This is a genomic window from Nitrincola tapanii, assembly GCF_008368715.1.
Taxonomy (GTDB): domain Bacteria; phylum Pseudomonadota; class Gammaproteobacteria; order Pseudomonadales; family Balneatricaceae; genus Nitrincola; species Nitrincola tapanii.
The window spans coordinates 48,047-68,433 of sequence record NZ_SMRS01000003.1; the positions used below are offsets into that span (position 1 = coordinate 48,047).

General features: G+C 51.4%; 13 protein-coding genes and 1 tRNA gene. 5 read left to right on the forward strand and 9 right to left on the reverse strand.

What is annotated here, in order from left to right:
• Positions 1-270 precede the first annotated feature (270 nt).
• From E1H14_RS04620 to E1H14_RS04630, 3 genes are read left to right on the forward strand one after another with little or no spacing between them, the layout of a single operon-like run.
• Entirely contained in the window at positions 271-1,035 is a 765-nt protein-coding gene (locus E1H14_RS04620; RefSeq protein WP_149390294.1) for an Hpt domain-containing protein, read from the forward strand.
• A 31-nt stretch (positions 1,036-1,066) separates the two neighbouring features.
• Positions 1,067-1,498, forward strand: a complete 432-nt coding sequence (locus tag E1H14_RS04625) for a PAS domain S-box protein (RefSeq protein WP_149390295.1) — start codon at positions 1,067-1,069, stop codon at positions 1,496-1,498.
• On the forward strand, positions 1,495-2,643 hold the full coding sequence (locus E1H14_RS04630; RefSeq protein ID WP_149390296.1) for an ATP-binding protein: 1,149 nt from the start codon (positions 1,495-1,497) through the stop codon (positions 2,641-2,643). The genes E1H14_RS04625 and E1H14_RS04630 overlap by 4 nt, the downstream gene beginning before the upstream one ends.
• Positions 2,644-2,746: 103 nt before the next feature.
• Here the strand turns inward: E1H14_RS04630 and E1H14_RS04635 are convergent.
• From E1H14_RS04635 to E1H14_RS04645, 3 genes are all read right to left on the reverse strand, one after another.
• A tRNA-Ala gene (locus E1H14_RS04635) sits at positions 2,747-2,822 on the reverse strand.
• Positions 2,823-2,925: 103 nt separating this feature from the next.
• A complete protein-coding gene (locus E1H14_RS04640; protein ID WP_149390297.1) occupies positions 2,926-3,654 on the reverse strand; it encodes a TrmH family RNA methyltransferase in 729 nt (242 codons plus the stop codon).
• A 2-nt stretch (positions 3,655-3,656) separates the two neighbouring features.
• A complete protein-coding gene (locus tag E1H14_RS04645) occupies positions 3,657-5,279 on the reverse strand; it encodes an NAD(P)/FAD-dependent oxidoreductase (protein WP_149390298.1) in 1,623 nt (540 codons plus the stop codon).
• Positions 5,280-5,420: 141 nt separating this feature from the next.
• Here E1H14_RS04645 and rlmE point away from each other — a divergent pair, with 141 nt between their 5' ends.
• Positions 5,421-6,044 carry a 23S rRNA (uridine(2552)-2'-O)-methyltransferase RlmE gene (gene rlmE / locus E1H14_RS04650; RefSeq protein ID WP_149390299.1) on the forward strand — a complete coding sequence of 208 codons (624 nt, stop codon included), beginning with the start codon at positions 5,421-5,423 and terminating at the stop codon, positions 6,042-6,044.
• 102 nt (positions 6,045-6,146) lie between these two features.
• On the opposite strand, the gene recD is transcribed toward rlmE, so the two are convergent.
• The 3 genes from recD to recC are packed head-to-tail and all read right to left on the reverse strand — an operon-like array spanning position 6,147 to position 15,528.
• Entirely contained in the window at positions 6,147-8,240 is a 2,094-nt protein-coding gene (gene recD, locus E1H14_RS04655) for an exodeoxyribonuclease V subunit alpha (RefSeq protein ID WP_149390300.1), read from the reverse strand.
• On the reverse strand, positions 8,237-12,022 hold the full coding sequence (gene recB / locus E1H14_RS04660) for an exodeoxyribonuclease V subunit beta (RefSeq protein WP_149390301.1): 3,786 nt from the start codon (positions 12,020-12,022) through the stop codon (positions 8,237-8,239). The genes recD and recB overlap by 4 nt, the downstream gene beginning before the upstream one ends.
• A complete protein-coding gene (gene recC / locus E1H14_RS04665) occupies positions 12,019-15,528 on the reverse strand; it encodes an exodeoxyribonuclease V subunit gamma (protein WP_149390302.1) in 3,510 nt (1,169 codons plus the stop codon). The genes recB and recC overlap by 4 nt, the downstream gene beginning before the upstream one ends.
• A 147-nt stretch (positions 15,529-15,675) precedes the next feature.
• On the opposite strand from recC, the gene E1H14_RS04670 reads away from it, so the two are divergent.
• The gene (locus E1H14_RS04670) at positions 15,676-16,446 is read left to right on the forward strand and encodes an EAL domain-containing protein (protein WP_149390303.1); all 771 of its coding nucleotides are present in this window, start codon (positions 15,676-15,678) and stop codon (positions 16,444-16,446) included.
• 25 nt (positions 16,447-16,471) lie between these two features.
• Here the strand turns inward: E1H14_RS04670 and E1H14_RS04675 are convergent, their stop codons facing one another.
• The 3 genes from E1H14_RS04675 to E1H14_RS04685 are packed head-to-tail and all read right to left on the reverse strand — an operon-like array spanning position 16,472 to position 20,384.
• The gene (locus E1H14_RS04675; RefSeq protein ID WP_149390304.1) at positions 16,472-17,491 is read right to left on the reverse strand and encodes an ABC transporter permease; all 1,020 of its coding nucleotides are present in this window, start codon (positions 17,489-17,491) and stop codon (positions 16,472-16,474) included.
• A 2-nt stretch (positions 17,492-17,493) separates the two neighbouring features.
• Complete coding sequence (locus tag E1H14_RS04680; RefSeq protein WP_149390305.1) at positions 17,494-18,576, reverse strand: microcin C ABC transporter permease YejB; 1,083 nt, start codon at positions 18,574-18,576, stop codon at positions 17,494-17,496.
• Positions 18,576-20,384 carry an extracellular solute-binding protein gene (locus E1H14_RS04685; RefSeq protein ID WP_149390306.1) on the reverse strand — a complete coding sequence of 603 codons (1,809 nt, stop codon included), beginning with the start codon at positions 20,382-20,384 and terminating at the stop codon, positions 18,576-18,578. Before E1H14_RS04685 ends, E1H14_RS04680 begins: the two co-directional genes overlap by 1 nt.
• Between the last annotated feature and the right edge of the window lie 3 nt (positions 20,385-20,387).

Here is a 20,387-nt window from a genome sequence, read left to right on the forward strand (position 1 = left end):
ATAGAAGCGGTCATCCTAAGTAGTGGGAGGTTAGCAGGCCGAAATGATTAGGCTGTTATAGTGGCCTGAAGTTTGTTGCTTTTTCGGCAATTCACATCAGGCGCCTCTCTATCCATAAGGAAAAACTTTTTCATTGCGCAATGTATCATTTATTCTTATTCGATATTTTCCGTATTTTTCTTTTTTTCGGTTACACTAAATATGTAGGTAGTACAAAATATTTGCTCAAACGTTCATGTAATCTCTGTCACGCAGTAGGAGTGACGCACTATGCATAAGCTAGAATCCAGTCATCTAGAGCAACTTATCCATGCTCAGCTTGGCCACTGTTCTTCAAAAGACATCTTCTCTCAGTCGAATTCAGACATTCAAGACTTGAGAAAAATGGATGATCGGGATTGTTCGTTTGTGCTGGCATTTTTGCAGAGCTTGAATACACAGCTTGATATTGATGCGGCACTTTTAAGGCTAGATGGTAGCTTGGAGATGTACTTTCTTCACTTGCATCTTTTTTATAAAGCCTATTATGAGCGTCTTTTTGAGCTGGAAGATTTTTTAAAGAACAATGATCTTCAGAAAGTTTGCTTACAGGCCCAAGAGATCAAACAGACGAGTTCTAATCTAGGGGCCCTTCGCTTAAGTAGACTGGCGAGTGAGATTGAGCGGAAGGCAAAGCAGCAAACATTGGATTTAAGCGATGATTTACTGATTGAGTTTCATTATGAATTTGCAGCGTTGATTCAAACGCTTTCAATTTTGGAGAATCTCAGTGTTGTATCTCCTGAGCACTCACAGACTAGAGTGGATTCTGAATATCTCGTAGCGGAGTTGTTGTTTGTACAGACTCGGATCGAACAGGATTACGAGATGTGTTTACAGCATATCCAGTCGCTACTAGAGACTTTTTCTCAGGAGAAAGAGATTCGACGAGAAATCAGTCTGCTCGTAAATATCTGGCAGCAAGCTGACAAGAAGCGTTCGGCCAGCTATCTAGAGGCGTTGTTAAGTCGATTAACGACGTTACAGGCTGACTAGTATTCGAACGACATGTAAGAGAATGAGCTGAATGACCGTGACACTATCGCAAGACCAAACACAGAAAATCCTTGAGGATCGACACACAACGGCCCATGTTTTGAATGCGATTATTGATGGTGTCATTATTATAGATGCGCAGGGCGTCATTCGTCTGGTGAACCCTGCAGCCTGTCGAATCTTCCATTATCAAGAAGCGGACTTAATTAACCAGAAGATCAATTGCTTGATGCCTCAGCCGCATCAGGCGATTCATGATAGTTATCTGAAAAACTACTTTCAGCGTGGAAGTGGAAAAATTACTAATCGAAATCTTGAATTGACGGGCCTTCGGCGCAGCGGTGAAGAGTTTCCGATTGAAATTTCTGTCACGGAGATTTTAATTCATGAAGAGGTTATGTTTATTGGATTACTTCGTGATATCAGTGAGCGTAAGGAGTATGAAAAAATCTTATTCAATTGAAAGAAAAAGCAGAAGCAGCCTCTCAAGCCAAAACACAGTTTTTAGCGAATATGAGCCATGAAATACGTACTCCTATGAATGCTATTATTGGATTCTCCGAGCTTGCGTTACAACAGGGGCAGTCAACTGAAGCCACAGACTTTTTCCAATTGATCTTGAAATCCTCTCAGGAGTTGTTAAGTATCATTAATGATGTATTAGATACGTCTAAATTGGAAAGCGGAAAGGTCAAATTAGATATTCATCCGTTTTCTTTGCGGGAGCTTATTCAGGATGTAACTAAGCTTTTTTCCGTGCTTGCTCAAAAGAAAAGTCTTGAGCTTCTTGTAAAAATGCATGAATTGCCAAATGTTGTTTTGGGTGACTCTACACGCTTACGTCAGGTGCTGCTTAACTTGCTAGGGAATGCCATAAAGTTTACCGAGACTGGGGAGGTATGTTTAATCGTTAAACCTACACATCAGCCCGATCATTATCATTTTCTTGTATCAGATACGGGTATTGGAATGACAAAAGAGCAAATGTCTCGTATTTTTGAGGCTTTTACTCAAGCGGATACTAGTACAACGCGACTTTATGGCGGAACCGGCCTAGGGGTTACACTGTGCAAACAAATCTTAAATCTGATGCAAAGTGAAATTGAAGTGCGAAGTCAGCTAGGTGTTGGGAGTGATTTTAACTTTACACTACATCTACCTCAGCCAGAGCAAATTACTGAGGAGAGTCGTGTTGTAAGTCTGAAAAAAAATGTTGTTAAGCCAGAAATCCAAATACCCGATTTTAGTGCTCATAATCTATTGTTAGTTGAAGATAATCCAGTTAATCAGATCTTGATGCGTGGTATTTTAAAGAAAACGGGTATAAATTTAATTATTGCCAATCATGGTGCTGAGGCGGTTCAGGCAGTTGAGCAGGAATCTATAGATTGTGTTCTGATGGATATACAGATGCCTGTTATGAATGGTTTCGAGGCCACGGTTGAAATACGTAAAGCACATCCTGATTTGCCTATATTTGCACTCTCAGCAGATCAGGTCGAAGGACAAAGACAGCGAGCGCGTGAATGTGGTTTTAACGGTTGGTTAGATAAACCGATTGATGTGGTTAAGCTTTACAATACGCTTAGTAGAACCTTACAAGTTTGAAGGATAGATTTGTAAGGGATGTATAGCAGATATAATGAATCAATATAGATACAGAGTTTTAGGCATAAAAAAACCTTCATAATGAAGGTCTATCTATCGAATGTGGTGGAGTCTAGGGGGATCGAACCCCTGACCTCGACGCTGCCAGCGTCGCGCTCTCCCAGCTGAGCTAAGACCCCAAGTCGTGAAGACGGTGCGTATATTATGTCTGAGCCTGATGGGAGTCAACAGATTTTTTGTCTTTTTTCATCTGCTTAGCGAAGATTCTTTCGTCGCCAGACTTTAACCGCCTTGGCGTTGATAGAGGCTCAGGCTCACCGCAGTCCCTAGGTTAAGAGATTCGATCAAACCTGATCCCGGAATGGTGTAGGCCTGCGCCTGCAGGCTGGCCAAGGCTTGATGAGGGACACCGCGTGCTTCGTTGCCGAAAATATAACAGTCACACTTGGCAAAGGAAGGATCCGCTATGGGGCGTCCTTGCATATCGAGGTAGGCCAGTTTCTGGAAGCGATGGCTCAGGCTCGTGAGCTCCACATCCAGTTCAATCGGCACATGGAAGATGGCCCCCATGCTGGCTCGAATCACTTTGCTGTTGTAAGGATCGACACTGCCAGGGCTTAACAAGCAGCGCATGCCCCCGAACCAGGCTAGGCTACGTAAAATGGTGCCGAGATTACCGGGGTCTTGGATCTCATGCAGGTAGATTGCGCTTTGTATAGGCGCTGTATTGAGTGCTTGCAAGGCCACTAAAGGAACCAGGGCAATAATGCCCTGAGGTGTTTTCGTCTCGCTTAGGCTCGCCATCTGGCGCTCGTTGAGCAGATGCTTAGGCCAGGGGCTGGGGAAGTCCGTATAGGCCTCACTGACATACAGCTCAGCTTCAGCCAGGGCAGGGTGCAAGGTGCAGGCCTTCTCCAGTTCCTGCACCAGATGCTCGCCCTCAATTAAGCAGTAGCCGAGGGCTTGGCGATATTTTTTTTGATGCAGTTTTTTGATTTCGTCGAACTTCATTTTCAACCCTGGGCTAGATCAGCTAAGAGATCTCGTGCCACGGCCTCAGCGACCTTGATCCCATCTATGCCAGCAGACAAAATGCCCCCGGCATAACCGGCGCCTTCACCGGCAGGGTAAAGGCCTGGGGTATTCAAGCTTTGTAAAGTTTTCGGGTCTCGAGTGATGCGCACAGGTGACGAGGTGCGTGATTCGATTCCGGTGAGCACGGCATCTTCACGATCAAAACCACGAATCTGCTTGCCAAAAGCGGGCAGGGCTTCGCGTATCGCTTCGATCACATAATCGGGCAGCGCTTGTGCTAGATCGCATAGATTGACCCCGGGCTGGTAGGAGGGAATCACTTCTCCTAGCTGTTGTGAGGCTTCACCGCGCAAAAAGTCGCCGACTAATTGAGCGGGGGCACGGTAGTCACGTCCGCCTAACTCATAAGCGATCTCTTCGAGGCGCTCTTGCAGTTCGATACCGGCCAGTGGCCCGCCGGGATAGTCTTGTTCGGGATAGATGCCGACGACAATGCCCGCATTGGCATTGCGCTCTTTACGTGAATACTGGCTCATGCCGTTGGTGACTACGCGACCTTCTTCCGAAGTGGCGGCGACGACCTGTCCACCAGGACACATACAAAAACTGTACACCGGACGACCGTTCTTCGCATGGTAAACCAGTTTGTAGTCAGCGGCTCCAAGCTCTGGGTGTCCGGCGTATTTTCCTAAGCGCGCCTGGTCAATCATCGACTGTGGATGTTCGATGCGAAAGCCGATGGCAAAGGGTTTGGCTTCGACATAGACCTGGCGCTGGTGCAGCATCCGAAAGGTATCGCGCGCACTGTGTCCAAGGGCGAGTACCACATAGCGGCTGAGGAGTTCATGGCCATCGGCCAGCTTAACTCCGCGCACTTGCTGATTCTCCAGAAGAAGATCCACGACCTTGGATTCAAAACGGATTTCGCCGCCCAGTGCAATGATTTCAGCACGCATTTTGGCGACGACGCTGGTCAGACGGAAGGTGCCGATATGGGGTTTGCTGACATACAGAATGTTATCGGGCGCTCCCGCCTTAACAAACTCTTGCATCACCTTGCGGCCGTAAAATTTAGGATCCTTGACCTGGCTATAGAGTTTGCCATCGGAAAATAGACCGGCTCCACCTTCACCAAACTGCACGTTAGATTCGGGTGTGAGCTGATGTTGGCGCCAGAGTGCCCAGGTGTCTTGGGTGCGTTGGCGGACATTACGGCCGCGCTCCAGCACAATAGGTTTAAACCCCATTTGTGCCAGAATTAAGGCAGCAAACAAACCGCAGGGGCCAAAACCTATGACGATTGGACGCTCGGCCAAATCCGCCGGCGCCTGTGCTACGGGATGGTAGTCTGTATCTGGAGCAGGCTTGATCTGCGGATCTTGGCGAAACTGCTCAAGCAGCGCAGCATCACAACTCGTGCTGAGATCAATGATATAAACAAACTGAATGATGGAGTTCTTTTTACGCGCATCATAACTGCGTTTAAACACTCGAAAATCCAGAAGCTGGTGATCCTTGATGCCTAGGCGTTGCACTATGGCCTGGCGTAACTCGGCGTCTGTGTGATCAAGAGGCAAGGACAGTTCGGTGATGCGAATCATGGGTCAGTTTATCCAAGAAAGAGCGGGCAGAAGTCTAAAACCTTGCGATTATAGCCTTTCAGCCTCAGCAAGTCAGGTTCCAGTTGGCGCCCAGGGCTTGGCCTAGGTAGAATGCCGTTTTTGATTTGAGTGGCGTTTCTTATGGCACGTTCCAAAAGCAGTGCTCGTTGGCTGGACGAGCATGTCAATGACCCCTTCGTAAAACAGGCACAGGTTGATGGTTACCGATCGCGCGCCAGTTACAAACTTTTAGGCCTGAATGAAAAAGACAAGCTGATTCGTCCGGGTATGCTGGTGGTTGACCTAGGTGCAGCGCCAGGTGGTTGGTCACAGGTGGCGGCTAAGCTCGTGGGGGATCGCGGTCGTGTGATTGCTTCGGACATCCTGCCAATGGCGCCCTTGGCCGGAGTGGAGTTTATCCAGGGAGATTTCACCGAGCAGGAGGTGTTTGATCAGATCATGCAGGTCATTAATGGTGCCGCCGTAGATCTGGTGATTTCGGATATGGCACCGAATATCTCGGGTGTGGCGGCAGCCGATCAAGCCGCCTCAATGTATCTGGTGGAGTTGGCGCTGGATATGGCCTGCCAGGTTTTAAAACCCAAAGGAAACTTTGTGGCTAAGGTGTTTCACGGAGAGGGCTACGAAGAGTATATCCGCAGCCTGCGTGAGCAGTTTGATTCTGTGGTGGTGCGTAAACCGGATGCTTCGCGTTCCCGTTCCCGTGAAGTTTTTGTCGTCTGTAAAGGCTTTCGTGCCGCTTAAATGCTTGCGTGCTGCTGAGGTACCTGAGGTGTATGCCTGACGTGTATTCGCTTGTGGCGCGTAAGGCGCTTGGCTGTACCTGAGCGCCTAGATCGCAAACGATTAGAGCTGGCTTAATTGACCGCTGTTACGGTACACACGACGCTGCACAGCCAGGTGTAAGAGCTGAGGTTGGGTTGTGATCAGCGTAAAGCGTGATCGTGCACGCGTAATCCCGGTATAAACCAGTTCTCGCGTCAGCACTGGGTTATCTTGGGTCGGTAACAGTAGAGCGGTGTGCTCAAACTCCGAACCCTGAGATTTATGCACGGTCATGGCAAAGACGGTTTCATGGCTGGGTAAGCGACTGGGTAATACCCAATGTATGCCCCCTGGATGTTTGTCTGATGGAAAAGCAACGCGTAGCAGCGTTCGCCAGGCGCCTTCGCTGTTCTGCAGAGGGTACTCCAGCGTAATACCCAGATCGCCGTTCATCAGCCCAAGGCGATAATCATTGCGGGTGATCATGATGGGCCGACCGGCATACCAGGTTTGGCCCTGCACCTGAATCCAGCCAGCACTTTCTAACCAACCTTCAATTAAAAGATTCAGTGCTTCCACGCCACTTTCACCCTGGCGTAAGGCCGCGAGCAGCTGAAAGCGGCTCTGTGTGTGCAGCATCTGCGCTGCCCAGGCATCCCAAGCCCGGCGATCAGCCGTTACATCTGGGCGTTGTTTTAAGCCTTGCAGATAAGCGCCATAACCCTGTTGCGCATCACAGATCAGCGCCTTAAAAGCGGGGTGCTGGAGTTCAGGCAAGGTCAAACGTTGTAAGTCGTTATGTTGTCCTAGAAACAGCGCCTCGAGCTCTGCAGGGGTCGCCGCATGATTGACCGCCCTCGCCAGCTGTCCGATACCCGAATCCCGGCCAAACCGATAGCTCTGGCGCAGCATCGTAATGGATTGGTGCAAGGCTTGGCCTGCTTTATCCATAAAATGTCTGGGGAGGGGTTCTGTGGTTAAGGCTTCGATCCAAGCAAGTGTGTCGGGACGATAATGTGCGTCTTCAGCGGCCTCACATAAACGGCCCAGAATGGCACCGGCTTCGACTGAGGCCAGCTGATCCTTATCACCCAATAAAATCAGATGGGCGTTATCGGGCAGGGCTTGTACTAGATGAGCCATCATCTCAAGATCGACCATGGAGGCTTCATCTACTACCACGACCTCCGCCGGGAGGGGGTGCCGACGATTGTGTTTAAAGAAACGACTGTCTCTTTGGGCGCCCAGTAGACGATGGAGCGTGGTCACTTGGGTGGGGATCTGGGCGCGCAGGGTCTCGGCATCCCCTAGCGAGCTGAGGTTTAAATTTTGCACTTGGCCTGCGATGGATGCATTTAAGCGTGCGGCGGCTTTGCCGGTGGGCGCGGCCAAGCGGATGCGCAAGGGTGGTTGTTGTGTGAGGCGTCTTAAGCCTTGCAGCAGCGCTAAAAGCTTCACCACCGTGGTGGTTTTGCCAGTGCCAGGGCCCCCCGTGATCACGGCAAACCGCTGACGAATCGCTAACAAACACGCAATCTTTTGCCAATCGGGTGACTGTGTCGAGCTCGGGAAGAGTGCGGATAAAAGCATCTTAATCGGCGCTTCTGGCCAGTCTAAGCGCTGACTCAGACGTTGATCTATGGCGTGGCGCAGCTGCGACTCGTACTCCCAAAAGCGGCGTAAATAAAGTAAAGGTGATTCTGGATTAGAGGTGTCCAAGACTAAAGGCGTGTGTTGCCCTCCGAGTGAAACCAGAAGGCTTGTCTTACTACAGGCGGCTAAGCATTGAGCAAGTGTCAGATGGGTTCGCAGTGCGGAGGGGAGTCGTGTCAGCGTCTGTGTGGAGGCTTGGATAAGGGGAGAAAGACCCAGTTGTGGTGCCTCAAGCGTTTCTTGTAAATCCAGGCAGACGTGGCCATGACTGCTCTGATAACTCGCAAGACAAGCCATTAATAACAGCTCTGAAGGCGCTTCTGGGCAGGTTTCCCGACAAAAGCGTGCCAGCGCCAGATCCAACCAGCGAATCCAACCTAATTCAGCCCAGGTTTCGAGTAAGTCTAAAAGTACCTGCGAAGAGGTCTGCCAAGAAGCGAAGGCATTCACAGAGCGAACCTCTGCAGACTGAGAGAGGTCAGTGCTTGAGTGCTCAGAAATAGCGTGTAAAGAGTCAGTCATGCCGCCTCTCCTCGAAAGAGTTGATCGAGTGCTTCCAGACAGGCCTGCGGAGGTTTGTCAAAATAGACCCCTTGCTGCGGGGCTTGAAAACCACGCAGATAAAAATACAGGGCACCACCTAGATGTTGGCTGTAGTGGTAATTGGGGAGGCGCTGTTTGAGTAAACGATGCAGAGCCAAGAGATACAGCAGATACTGCACATCATAGCGCTTCTGTAACAAGCTTTGGCGAATGGCTGCGGGCGTATAGCTGGACGCGTTTGGACCTAAATAGTTCGATTTCCAGTCGGCCACATAATATTGTCCTTGATGTTCAAACACCAGATCGATAAAGCCTTTTAACATACCGTTAAGCTGATTTTTTTCTAGGCGAGGGCGCGCTTCACCGGGGCATAGATAGGTATGACAGAGAGCGTCCAGTTGCTCTGTGCAGACCTGATGGCTGGCCAGCATAAACTCCATCTCGGCTTGCCAAAGGCTTAGGTTCGGCAGGTGTAAGGCCTGGGTTGAGTCCTGCTTGAAGTCATAACTTTGTGCCAGGAAACTCTGTAACCAGGTATCCAGAAGAGGGGCAAACGCCTCCCAGCCTCGAAGGCGACAGGCCTGGGTAATCCAGGCTTGTCGCGCGTCTGCATTGGCGAATGCCTGCGCAAAACCCACTTCTGCCGCCCACTCCAGCAGATGATGTAAAAAAGTACCCGCGGCAGGACCGCGTGCAAAGGCATGAATCCCTTGAGCAAGTGCGGGTGGGGGCTCGTCGCTATTCATGGCAGTACTCAAGACACTACTCAAGACAGAGCTCGCGGCGTCTAAGGTTTCTTCCTGTAAGCGTGCCTCGCGTGCCGATTCCGGTTCGACTCGATTTTCCAAGTGACAAGAATCCTCTTTCAACGAACTCATGGCTCCAGTTTTGAGCGCAGAGTAGCTGGCAATCCACCAGTGCTCATAGGGGCTGCGTGGGCTGAGGAGAGCGCCTTGATCTTCCTCTCCCCGCACACGTTCGACCCGATCATGACGAATCTGAGGTGCCGGACTCAAATCAATATCGGGCTCTTGCGCCCAACGCGCTAAATGTTCGGCGAAGCTTGCGGGGGTGAGAGGATCACCGCCGGCTAACAGATACCCGAGCGCATTAAGATGTTGCTCACTGACTCTTTTTTGACCTTTACGTAGACAGGCAACCCCTAGAAACAAAGCATGGCGCGCACGCGTGAGGGCAACATACAGCAAACGTAAATCTTCAGACAGGCGTTGATCATCGGCCAGCTCTTCGGCGTATGTGCGTGGGGTTTTTGTACCCAAAGCTAAGCGCCGTTGCGCGAGACTCAGAGCGCTGGATGGCTCTGCGTTAGAGCGGGTTTCGACATAGGCGAGGGCGGAATCTTGTTTATCGATACCACGCCAATTGCTGATAAAGGGGAGGAGTACCAAGGGATATTCGAGGCCTTTGGATTTATGGATGGTGATCACACGGATCAGATCCGCATCACTTTCAAGCCGGAGTATCTCCTCGTGATCAGGATTTTGCAGTTGCTCCGCGAGGTGACGAATCAGACCTTGTTCGCCTTCCTGTTGTTGGCTGGCTGCCTGTAACCATTCCGCTAGATGGAGAAGGTTGGTCAGCTGGCGTTCGCCTTCGGGTTGCAGTAGGGCGCGTTTCGGCAGTTGCCAGTGATGCAACAGCTGGTGCAGCATCGGTAGCACACCCTGTTGGCGCCAGGTGCGTTGCAGATTGCGAAAGGCTTCTGTTTCCTGCTCCCAGTGCCATTCATCATTTTGTAAAGCGTCCAGTTCCGCGAGAGTACGGTGCATGGAGGGAGTGGCCAGAGCGCGGCGCAAGCGCAGGTCATCAGCCGGGTCAGCACAGGCCTGTAGCCAGATCAGGATATCCTGAGCCTCCTGCGCGGCAAAGATCGAGTCACGGTCCGAGAGATAAACACTGGCTAATCCACGCGCCTGCAACGCATCACGTATCACCTGGGCTTCTCCATGCCCACGTACCAGGATGGCAAGATCCTTAGGCTGCAACGCCCGCCAGGCCTCGCCCTCTTGGAAGCCGCAGTGCTCGGGTGCATTTAACCACTCACAAATTTGGCTGGCGCAGCGCTCTGCCATTTCATCACGATAGGTTTGGGTGTTGATGGGGGTTTCCGCATCCTCGCCTTCCAGGTGCCAGAGGTTTAAAGCAGTGGCCGCTTGGCCCGATAAAAAGAGCTCAGCGGCACGGCCTTGTGCCTTCACCTCAAGAAAAGGCAGAGGATTATGCTCCTCGGTTTGGAAGCGAAAAGCGCCACGTGGATAGGCTTCAGCCTGGGTGAACACATAATTCACCGCTCGCACCAGGGCTAGAGAGGAGCGGTAATTGGTATCCAGATTGTAGTGACGACCTTGGGTGGCTTGGCGTGCGGCTAAATAGGTATGAATATCGGCCCCACGGAAGGAGTAGATCGCTTGCTTGGGATCACCGATCATGATCCAAGCGCTGGGCTGATCGGCATGCGCCTGAGCATAGATACGCTGAAATATTCGATACTGTACCGGGTCGGTGTCCTGGAACTCGTCGATGAGGGCAACGGGAAAGCTTTGACGTATCTGTGCGGCCAGCGCGTCACCTTGCTCAGAGGTCAGGGCTTGATCGAGTTGCAATAAGAGATCATCAAAACGCAGTTCCGCCTGTTTCTGCAACTGATGCCCAAGCGCTGTTTGTAGCCAGCGGCTGGCATGGGCGAGCAGCCAGGGGCTGAGATCTTGCTCAGCTAACGTCTGATTCAGTGCATGCCAGTGTGCCAGAGCGGTGAATGCCGGATGCTCAGGTGCTTGTGGCGCTTTTTTACCGCCACTGAGCTTCCACTGACCCTGTGCAAAACGCTCTAGTTTACCCTGCGGCGCTTCACCCTCTTCGGCCCAGCGTCTGAGCTCTTGCAGCAGTTGAGCAAAGGTTTCCTCTTCTTTTGCCTCACGATAGGAGGTCTTATTTAATGCGGGCCGATACTCCCACAAGAGGGCTTCTAGAGTGTCAATATCCTCGGCCCAGCATTGGCGAGCCGTTTGCTGCGCTTGTGCAAGCTGTGTAAGCGCCTGGCTGGCTTCTGCTAAGATCGAATCCAGTTGCTCGGGAATCACAAAAGGTTGATCGGCGAGGGTTAATTCCGCATCGGGCCAGTTTAAGAAGGGCTTAAGCGCTTGCAGCAGCTGATCGGGATCTTTAAAAATCGATTGTACGAGTGCTGCTTGTGCCGGTTGCAGTGGATAGAAGTGGATACGCCAATAATCCCGAATTAAGGCTGCAAGCTGTTCGCTGGGGTCGGTTAATAGGCTCGGCGTAAATAGGCTACCGCTGTCAAAGGCATGTTCGCGCAGCATTCGATAACACCAACCATGAATCGTCGAAATCGCCGCCTGATCCATGCTTTGTGCCGCCAGGCTGAGTAGGCGTGCACAGGCGGGCCAACGCTCGGGAGGAAAGTCATCGCGTAGTTGTAATAAGGGATTGTCACCGGCAGCCGGCGCATCTTCAATCGTGACACGAAAGCAAGCCGCCGCCTCCACCAAACGGGCACGAATACGTTCTTTTAATTCTTGCGTGGCCGCTTCAGTAAAAGTCACCACCAGAATCTCATCGGGAGACAGGGGGCGTACAAAGGCTGCTTCTCCACCATGTTGTAAGATCAGGCGGGTATAGAGCAGTGCGATGGTGAAGGTTTTGCCTGTCCCCGCACTGGCTTCAATCAGCTGACTGGCGTGCAGTGGGAATTGATTCAAAACGAGAGGATTTGCGTTCATGCTTTGACCTCCAGAGCACCGAGATCCCGGAGTATCTGATCCGGTTTGTGGGGAGGGTGTTGGAGCAGGGCGCCATAGAGCGCTTGGCTGTCGCGCTCAAATCCCTGCTCGCCTTGCAAGGCTTGAAAGTTGGGCCAGAGCCGTGCGAGAGCGCCACTTTGTTGTACCTCACCCTGGCGTTGAAATCCTCCCATATAGATCTCTTCAGCGACCCATAGAGGATCTTTTTTTTCAGGATCTGCCAGCAAAAAAGCACAGCTGGTTTGGCAGGCTGCCTGTAAGGGAACATTAAGGTTGCTGTGCCAGAGCTGCATCAGTGAGCACAAATGGACCTGTGCCTGATCGGCTGGCAGGCTTGGCCAGAGAAGTTGGGTGTCTGGGCCGAGAATCCAGGTATCTGTAGGGCCTTGCAGTTGGGCGGCGAGATGTTGTGGCCACTGACGTGCCAGATGATGCCACTTCATTTGTTTGCGCCCAGACCAAATTTGGCTGGCGAGTAAGAGGCAGCGCACTCTTTGGCCTTGAGCGGTTTGATACAGATGATCGAGCTCATCTTGCAAAGTCAGTGCTAGGGTGTCGAGTTGCAAAGTCAGGGTTTCGCTGGGCAGTGCCTGCCAAGTCAGCAAAAGCTGTTGATACAGGCTTAACGCCGGCAAGAGGCGCGCATGCAGGCTCTCTTGATAGCTCTGCGCAAAAGGGCCGAGGGGAAGGTTACCACACCCTAGTTGTTCGTCGATTTTTTCGTGTAGCAGCGCGGCGGCAGGTTGATCGGGCCTGAGACTCCAAGCCTCTAAGCACGCTTCAATCAGTGTGTGTTGCTGTTTCCACAGAGCCAAACCCTGCAAATCAAAGGGTTCATCATCCAACTCGGGCAAGATCTCATCGTAAAAGGAGATGCCTAAACGCTCCTGAAAAAAGCTGGCCGCTGGATTGCGTAATAACTGACTTAAATGAGTCAAGCTCAACTCGCGGGCGTCTTGGACAGGTGTGAGCGCATCTGAGCGCTGGGTTGTGATCGAGCCAGGGTGATAAATACCGGCCCACTCATGTGCAAAGGTGCGCTGACCGCTGGATTGGCGAAAATATTGATGACTAAAAGCTTGTAACGGGTAATCCTGCGTGAGCGCCGCCAAACATTCAGGACCTTGGGTGCTGAGAAGATAATCACGTAGCTGCCCAACTAATACCGATGGAGCACGTTCAGAGTTGTCACGAATGCTGTATCCGGTCCAGCTGATATAAAGACCCTCGCGTGCCGAGAGCAGGGCTTCCAGGAAGAGGTAACGATCATCTTCGCGCCGTGAGCGATCGCCTGCGCGATAGTTTAAACGCATCAAATCAAAATCGATGGGATTGACCTGACGCGGATAGTCGCCGTCATTCATACCCAGCAGGCAGATGTGGCGAAAAGGAATGGCGCGCATCGGCATCAAGGTCGCAAAGTTGATGGCGCCGGCCAAAAAGCGTTGGGTAAGATGAGGCTGATCCAAACTCTGTAGCAGAAAATCCCGCATCACGTCTAAGCTGATGGGTTCAGCAAACTCCGCTGCTTGGCAGGCCTCTAACCAGTCTTGCAGACGTTCCTCAATACGGCGGATCAGTTGTTGATCACGCTCCTCTTCACAGAGGAAAAGATCCTGTACTAGGGCGTGTAGACGATGACTCCACTCATCCGGTGTTTGAGGGGTTTGTAAGCCTTGCCAGTGCCACTCTAAGCGGTTAAGAAGCTGCATCAGCTTGCCGAGCAGTTCCGCACTGAGACCCGCCACTTCGGCATAGGGATGAATCCCCTGCCACGCTTCACCTGGCCCGAGCGCGTATCCTAGGAGCATACGTTGCAGACCAAACTCCCAGGTGTTTTGCTGTAAGCCTGGCGGTAGCCCAAGCGCTTGGCGCTGCTCGGCATCTAATCCCCAGCGGATACCGGCACCTTCGATCCAACGTTGCAATAAAGGTTTGTCGGATGCTTCCAGACCAAAGCGAGCTTGCACCGCTTTGACATCGAGGAAATCCAACAACTCACTGACACTAAAGCGTGATTCCGGTAAGGCCAATAACCAGGTTAAGGCCACGAATAACGGGTGTTGCTGGCGCTGTCCCTGATCGGACAGCGTGAAGGGTAGATAGCGTGGATCTTGACGTTGAATGCGTCCAAACACCGCACGAATATAGGGCGCAAAGGTGTTGATGTCGGGCACCATAACTAGAACATCACGCGGTTTAAGATCGGGTTCGCGTGCAAAAAGTGCCAACAAATAATCCTGCAAGATTTCCACCTCGCGCTGGCTGCTGTGGGCACGGTGAAAACTCAAGCTAAGATCCTTGTCTACACCGCGCTCTGTGGCCAGTGCTTCAGCTGTGAGTGCCTGCGCGGCTAGGCGAGCTTCATCGAGGCTGCGCAGATGATAAATATCCGCTTGGATCTGATGCAGGAGTGAGGCGGAGGTTGGGGCTTCAAATAGATCGATATCCAGTTTGTTCTGTTGAAACAGGGCGCGATATTGCTGCGTTTGATCATGCTCATCTAATAGACGCATGTAATCACGGCCCTGTTTCCCCCAAGCCGCGAGGAGGGGGTTCGCCTGAAGAAAGAGATGCTCTAGTGTTTGATCATCACTCTCTGCATGCAGCGGTGGTAGCCCGGGTTTGGGGGCGTGGCGCTGATACGCTTGTTTGAACAGAAAGCGGGCAGCGTGGGGATCGACCAGATCCCCCCAGTAGTAGGGGCTAGGATTATGCACACAGAGTAAAACTTGGCTGACTGAGGAAACCGCTGACAAGACTTCCAGCATCTGTTGTGGCAGCGAAGAGAGACCAAAGACGATGACACGTCGTGGCAGTTGCGCGGGGCGGGTCTCAGGCGTCAGTTGTGTGCAGGCGTGTAAAAAGCGTTGGTGAATATGTGCACGACTGGTCTCACGCTGCTCAGGATGCAGATCCTCCAGCAGACGTCGCCAGAGTTCAGCTTGCCAGCGCTGGTTTGCAGGCAAGGGTTGCCAAGCCTGATCGAGCGTAAACTCATCACGGCCTTGCGCCCAGGCATTCAGCCAATCAGCACGATAAATTTGATACTGATCCAAGAGGTCGGCAAGACGTTGCGCGAGTTGATAGGTTTTACGTTGTCCGGGATCTTGCTGTAAAAAGCGTCTTAAGCGCTCAAACTCCGGCAAGGTAACGAGACTGGGCAGAAGGCGCAGCAAACGCCAGGTCAGCAGGTCTTTATCATAAGGCGAGGTATTAGGCAGATCTCCAAGCACGGCGCGATAGGCACGCCACAGGTAACGTGCAGGTAAACACACATCCATGGCTGCCGCAATGCCACAGCCACCTTGCTCGACATCCTCAGCCAAGGCCAGTTTTAACCACTGCGCGATACCGTTGCTTTGGACCAGGATGACTTCGTTTTCGAGAGGTGTCAGTGGATAACGTTGTAACCATTCGACACACACCGCCCGTAAACTCTCCAGGCGATTGCCCTGTAGCACCATAAAGCCAGGTTGTATCATTGTTGCTTCCTTTTTACCGCTCAGTCTCCGGAGGCCAAGTCTGCTTGGCTCAAGGCTTAGCTGTCAAATCGAGTTAAAAAATCTGAGCATTCCCAAGGATTTTTTGCCACACTAAACCCTAAACAACTCATCCTGCCGAGGAAATCTATGCCAGCGCTTGTCCCTTCAGATCAACTGGAATACGGATGCCAGTATTGCTTTGTCCCCCTGGGTTTTGAGTTCACCTTTGCATTTCAACCCATAGTGGATCTGCGCAAACAGGAAATTTTTGGTTATGAAGCTTTGGTACGTGGGCCACAACGCGAATCGGCCTACGAGATTCTGAGAAAAATCAATGATCAGAATCGTTATGCTTTTGATCAGGCCTGTCGCGTGAAAGCGATTACACTGGCCAGCCAGTTGGGGTTGCACGACAAGGTATTGAGCATCAATTTTTTGCCGAATGCGGTCTATGAACCGGCCCATTGTATTCGGAGTACGCTTCAGGCGGCGCAGCAAAGTGGCTTTCCTGTACACAATCTGATGTTTGAAATTACTGAGTCTGAAAAAGTACACGATCCGGCACATCTCACACGAATTTTCCGCCACTATCAGGAGCAGGGATTTATCACGGCACTGGATGATTTTGGTGCCGGCCACGCGGGTTTAAATCTGCTGGCGAGCTTTACGCCGAATCTGCTCAAATTGGATATGGAGCTGGTTCGGGATATTGATAGCAATAAGGTCAAGCAGATCATCGTTAAGGGTCTGATGGATATCTGTCGGCAGCTGAATATTCGGGTGTTGGCTGAGGGTTTGGAAACCCTCGCCGAAGTTGAGTATTTTTATGAATTAGGCGTGGATCTGATGCAGGGCTATTATTTTGCCAAGCCCGGATTTGAGTGTCTGCCAGAGGTTAATTTTGCTGCTTTCAGCTGATTATCCGACTCAACCCTCTACTCGCTTAAAAGGTTTTGCGTGGGTCAAAAGCATCTCGCACCGCTTCACCAATAAAGATCAGCAGGGTCAGCATGATCGATAGGGTAAAGAAAGCGGTTAAACCTAACCAGGGCGCATGCAAGTTTTCTTTGCCCTGAGCGACCAGCTCACCGAGAGAGGGTGAACCCGGCGGTAAACCAAAACCGAGAAAATCGAGCGCGGTGAGGGTGACAATTGAGCCATTAAAAATAAAGGGCATAAAAGTCAGCGTCGCCACCATCGCATTGGGTAACACGTGGCGATACATGATTTTAGCGTTACTCAGGCCGAGCGCACGTGCCGCCCGCACATACTCCAGATTGCGTCCGCGCAGAAATTCAGCACGTACCACATCCACCAGTGCCATCCAAGAAAACAGCAGCATAATACCCAGCAGCCACCAGAAGTTAGGATCTACAACGCTGGCTAGAATGATCAACAGGAAGAGCACCGGTAGGCCGGACCATATCTCGATAAAACGCTGAAAAACAAGATCGATCTTGCCTCCGTAATAGCCCTGCACAGCACCTGCCGCGACCCCAATGACGGAACTGGCCAGCGTCAGTACGAGCGCAAAAAGCACTGAAATTCGAAAACCGTAGATGACACGAGCCAGCACATCTCGGCCTTGATCATCCGTGCCTAACCAGTTTTCACGACTCGGCGGTGAGGGGGCCGGTGAGGGCAGATCGTAGTTGATGCTTTGGTAGTTGTAACGAATCAGCGGCCAGAGCATCCAGCCCCCCGATTCTTGAATCAGTTCTTGAATGAAAGGATCACGGTAGTCCGTGCTGATATCAAACTCACCGCCAAACTCCAGTTCGGAATATTCCTTCAGCACGGGGAAATAGAGTGTGCCTTGATGCTGAACCAGGATAGGTTTGTGATTAGCAATCAACTCAGCCGCTAAGGACAGCGTGAAAAGCGCCAAAAAAATCCAGAGGGACCAGAATCCACGGCGGTTACGACAGAAAATTTGCAGGCGGCGGCGCATAATCGGTGTCATGCTTAAGTCTCCCGGCTGCCAAAGTCGATGCGTGGATCCACAAGGGTGTAGGTCACATCACTGATCAGCTTCAGGAGTAGGCCGACCAGGGTAAAGATATAGAGTGTGCCAAAAATCACCGGATAGTCACGGCGAATTACCGCTTCATAACCGAGCAGACCTAAGCCATCCAGAGAGAAAATGACTTCGATCAGCATCGAACCGGTAAAGAAAATTCCAATCAGCGCGGCCGGCATCCCGGCAATAATCAACAGCATGGCATTGCGGAAAACATGATGGTAGAGGATGCGATTTTCAGTGAGGCCTTTTGCGCGTGCGGTGAGCACATATTGTTTATGAATCTCATCGAGAAAGGCGTTTTTGGTCAGCATGGTCAGCGTCGCAAAGCTGGAAATGACCGAAGCTAACACGGGCAGAGTGATGTGCCAGAAATAGTCCCCGATTTTTTCCAGTAAACTCATCTCAGCAAAGTTTGGTGAGGTGAGGCCGCGCAGGGGAAACCAGTCAAAATAGGTGCCACCGGCAAAGAGCACGATCAAGAGAATCGCAAACAGAAAGTTTGGAATCGCGTAACCGATGATCACAGCGGTACTCGTCCACATATCAAAGGCACTGCCATCTTTGACGGCTTTGCGTATTCCCAGCGGAATCGAGATTAGATAGGTCAGCAGAGTCGTCCATAAACCTAGGGAGATGGAAACCGGCATCTTCTCAATGATCAGTTCCATCACCGTTTTATTGCTGTAAAAACTGCTGCCAAAATCAAAGCGTAAATAGTTGCCGACCATCTGCAAGAAACGCTCATGCGCAGGCTTGTCAAAACCGTACATCCGCTCGATTTCAGCAATCAAGGCGGGGTCTAAGCCTTGAGCGCCACGATACCCTGAAGAGTCACTGCCAGCGGCCAGGTCGGAGCGTGCTGCAGCGCCGGTGCGATCACCGGCATCACCGATCCCTTGAAGATGAGCCAGGGTTTGTTCGACGGGTCCGCCAGGTGCGAGCTGAATAATCAGAAAGTTCAGCAACAAAATGCCAAACAGGGTGGGAATGATGAGCAGTAAGCGTCGAAAAATATAGGCGGCCATTAGGGCAGTATCCACCAAGTATCAAAACCGAGAGCATATTTAGGCCGCGTTTCCGGCATACCGAATTTGTTCCAATAAGCCACACGGTAGGCGTTGATGTGATACTGCGGAATAACATAGTGATTCCATTGCAAGGCACGATCTAACGCACGTGCACGCACGACTAAGGCTTCACGATCGGGGGCTTGAATCACCAGCTCAACCAGTTGATCAATGGCTGGATTACGAATCCCGGCCAGATTGCGGCTGCCTGGGCGCTCTGCGCTTTCAGAATGCCAGTATTCACGCTGTTCATTGCCAGGCGAATTAGACTGACCGAAACTGCCGACAATCATATCAAAATCATATTCACGTAAGCGATTGATATACTGTGAAATGTCAACTACGCGTACGTTCACACTGATGCCCATTCGCTCAAGATTGCGAATAAAGGGATTGACGATACGTTCAAATTCACGCTGGATCAGTAGAATTTCAAAGCGGAAGGGTTCGCCTGCTGAGTTGCGTAAAACGCCTTTATCCAGCGTCCAGCCAGCCTCTGCCAGAAGATGTAAGCCTTTGCGTACCTGCAGACGCATATTGCCGTCACCTTGAGTTTGCGGAGCCTGGTAAACCTGGGTAAACACCTCTTCGGGCAATTGCGCGCGCAGGGGTTCTAAGATCGCTCGCTCAGCCGCATCGGGCAGTGCTTCGGCGGCCATTTCTGAGTTGGAAAAAAAACTATGGCTGCGCTTATAAGCACCGTAAAAAAGATTGCGGTTAGTCCATTCAAAATCAAATGCATGGGCCAGAGCATAACGCACACGAGGGTCCTGGAACTGGCTGCGCCGTGAGTTCATCACAAAGGCCTGCATGCCGGTTGGATTATCATGTTCGATGCTACGCGTGAGAATGCGTCCCTGGTCAAAGGCTGGGCCGGTATAACCTGTGGCCCAGTTTTTGGCGGAATTTTCTAGACGGAAATCGTATTGCCCCGCTTTAAAGGCTTCGAGAGCGACGGTGCTGTCACGATAATAGTCGTAGACCCATTGTGCGAAGTTGTTGCGCCCACGGTTGACGGGGAGATCAGCGCCCCAGTAATCCTCACGCAGACGGTAGGTAATAGAGCGTCCGGGGTTGTAGCTGGCAATCTCATAAGGGCCGGAACCAATCGGAATTTCCAGCGCGGTTTCAGCGAAATTACGACTGTCCCAGAAATGTTTAGGCAGAATAGGTACTTCACCGACGATCAGGGGCAATTCGCGGTTATCGGTATCGGCAAACTCAAAGCGCACGCGATGGCGACTGACGGCTTCAATCTTAGAGATGTCGGCATAATAAGCGCGATAAAAAGGGCTGCCTTCTTCACGTAACAAGCGGAAGGTATTTACGACATCTTCAGCGGTGACCGGAACCCCATCACTAAAGCGGGCTTCTGGACGCATTTCAAACTCAATCCAGCGCCGATCCTCTGGAACATAGATGCGCTTGGCGAGCAAGCCGTATTCTGAGAAGGGCTCATCCTGAGCTTTGCTGGTCAGGCTGTCATAGAGTAAACCTAAGCCGTCGGCAGGTGTGCCTTTAACGATAAAGGGGTTAAAGCTGTCAAAGCTGCCGATGGCCGATTGTACGACCCGTCCACCCTTAGGCGCATCCGGGTTGACATAATCAAAGTGCGTGAAGTCCGGTGGATATTTTAGATCGCCATGCATGGCAATGCCGTGCACGCCTTCTAGCCCGCTTTGAGCGGAGAGAGGCAGACTGGCGGCTAGGCAGAAAAAACCAGCTATAAGCAGACGACTTAGGCGGGTCAGGGGCGATCTGATCATCGT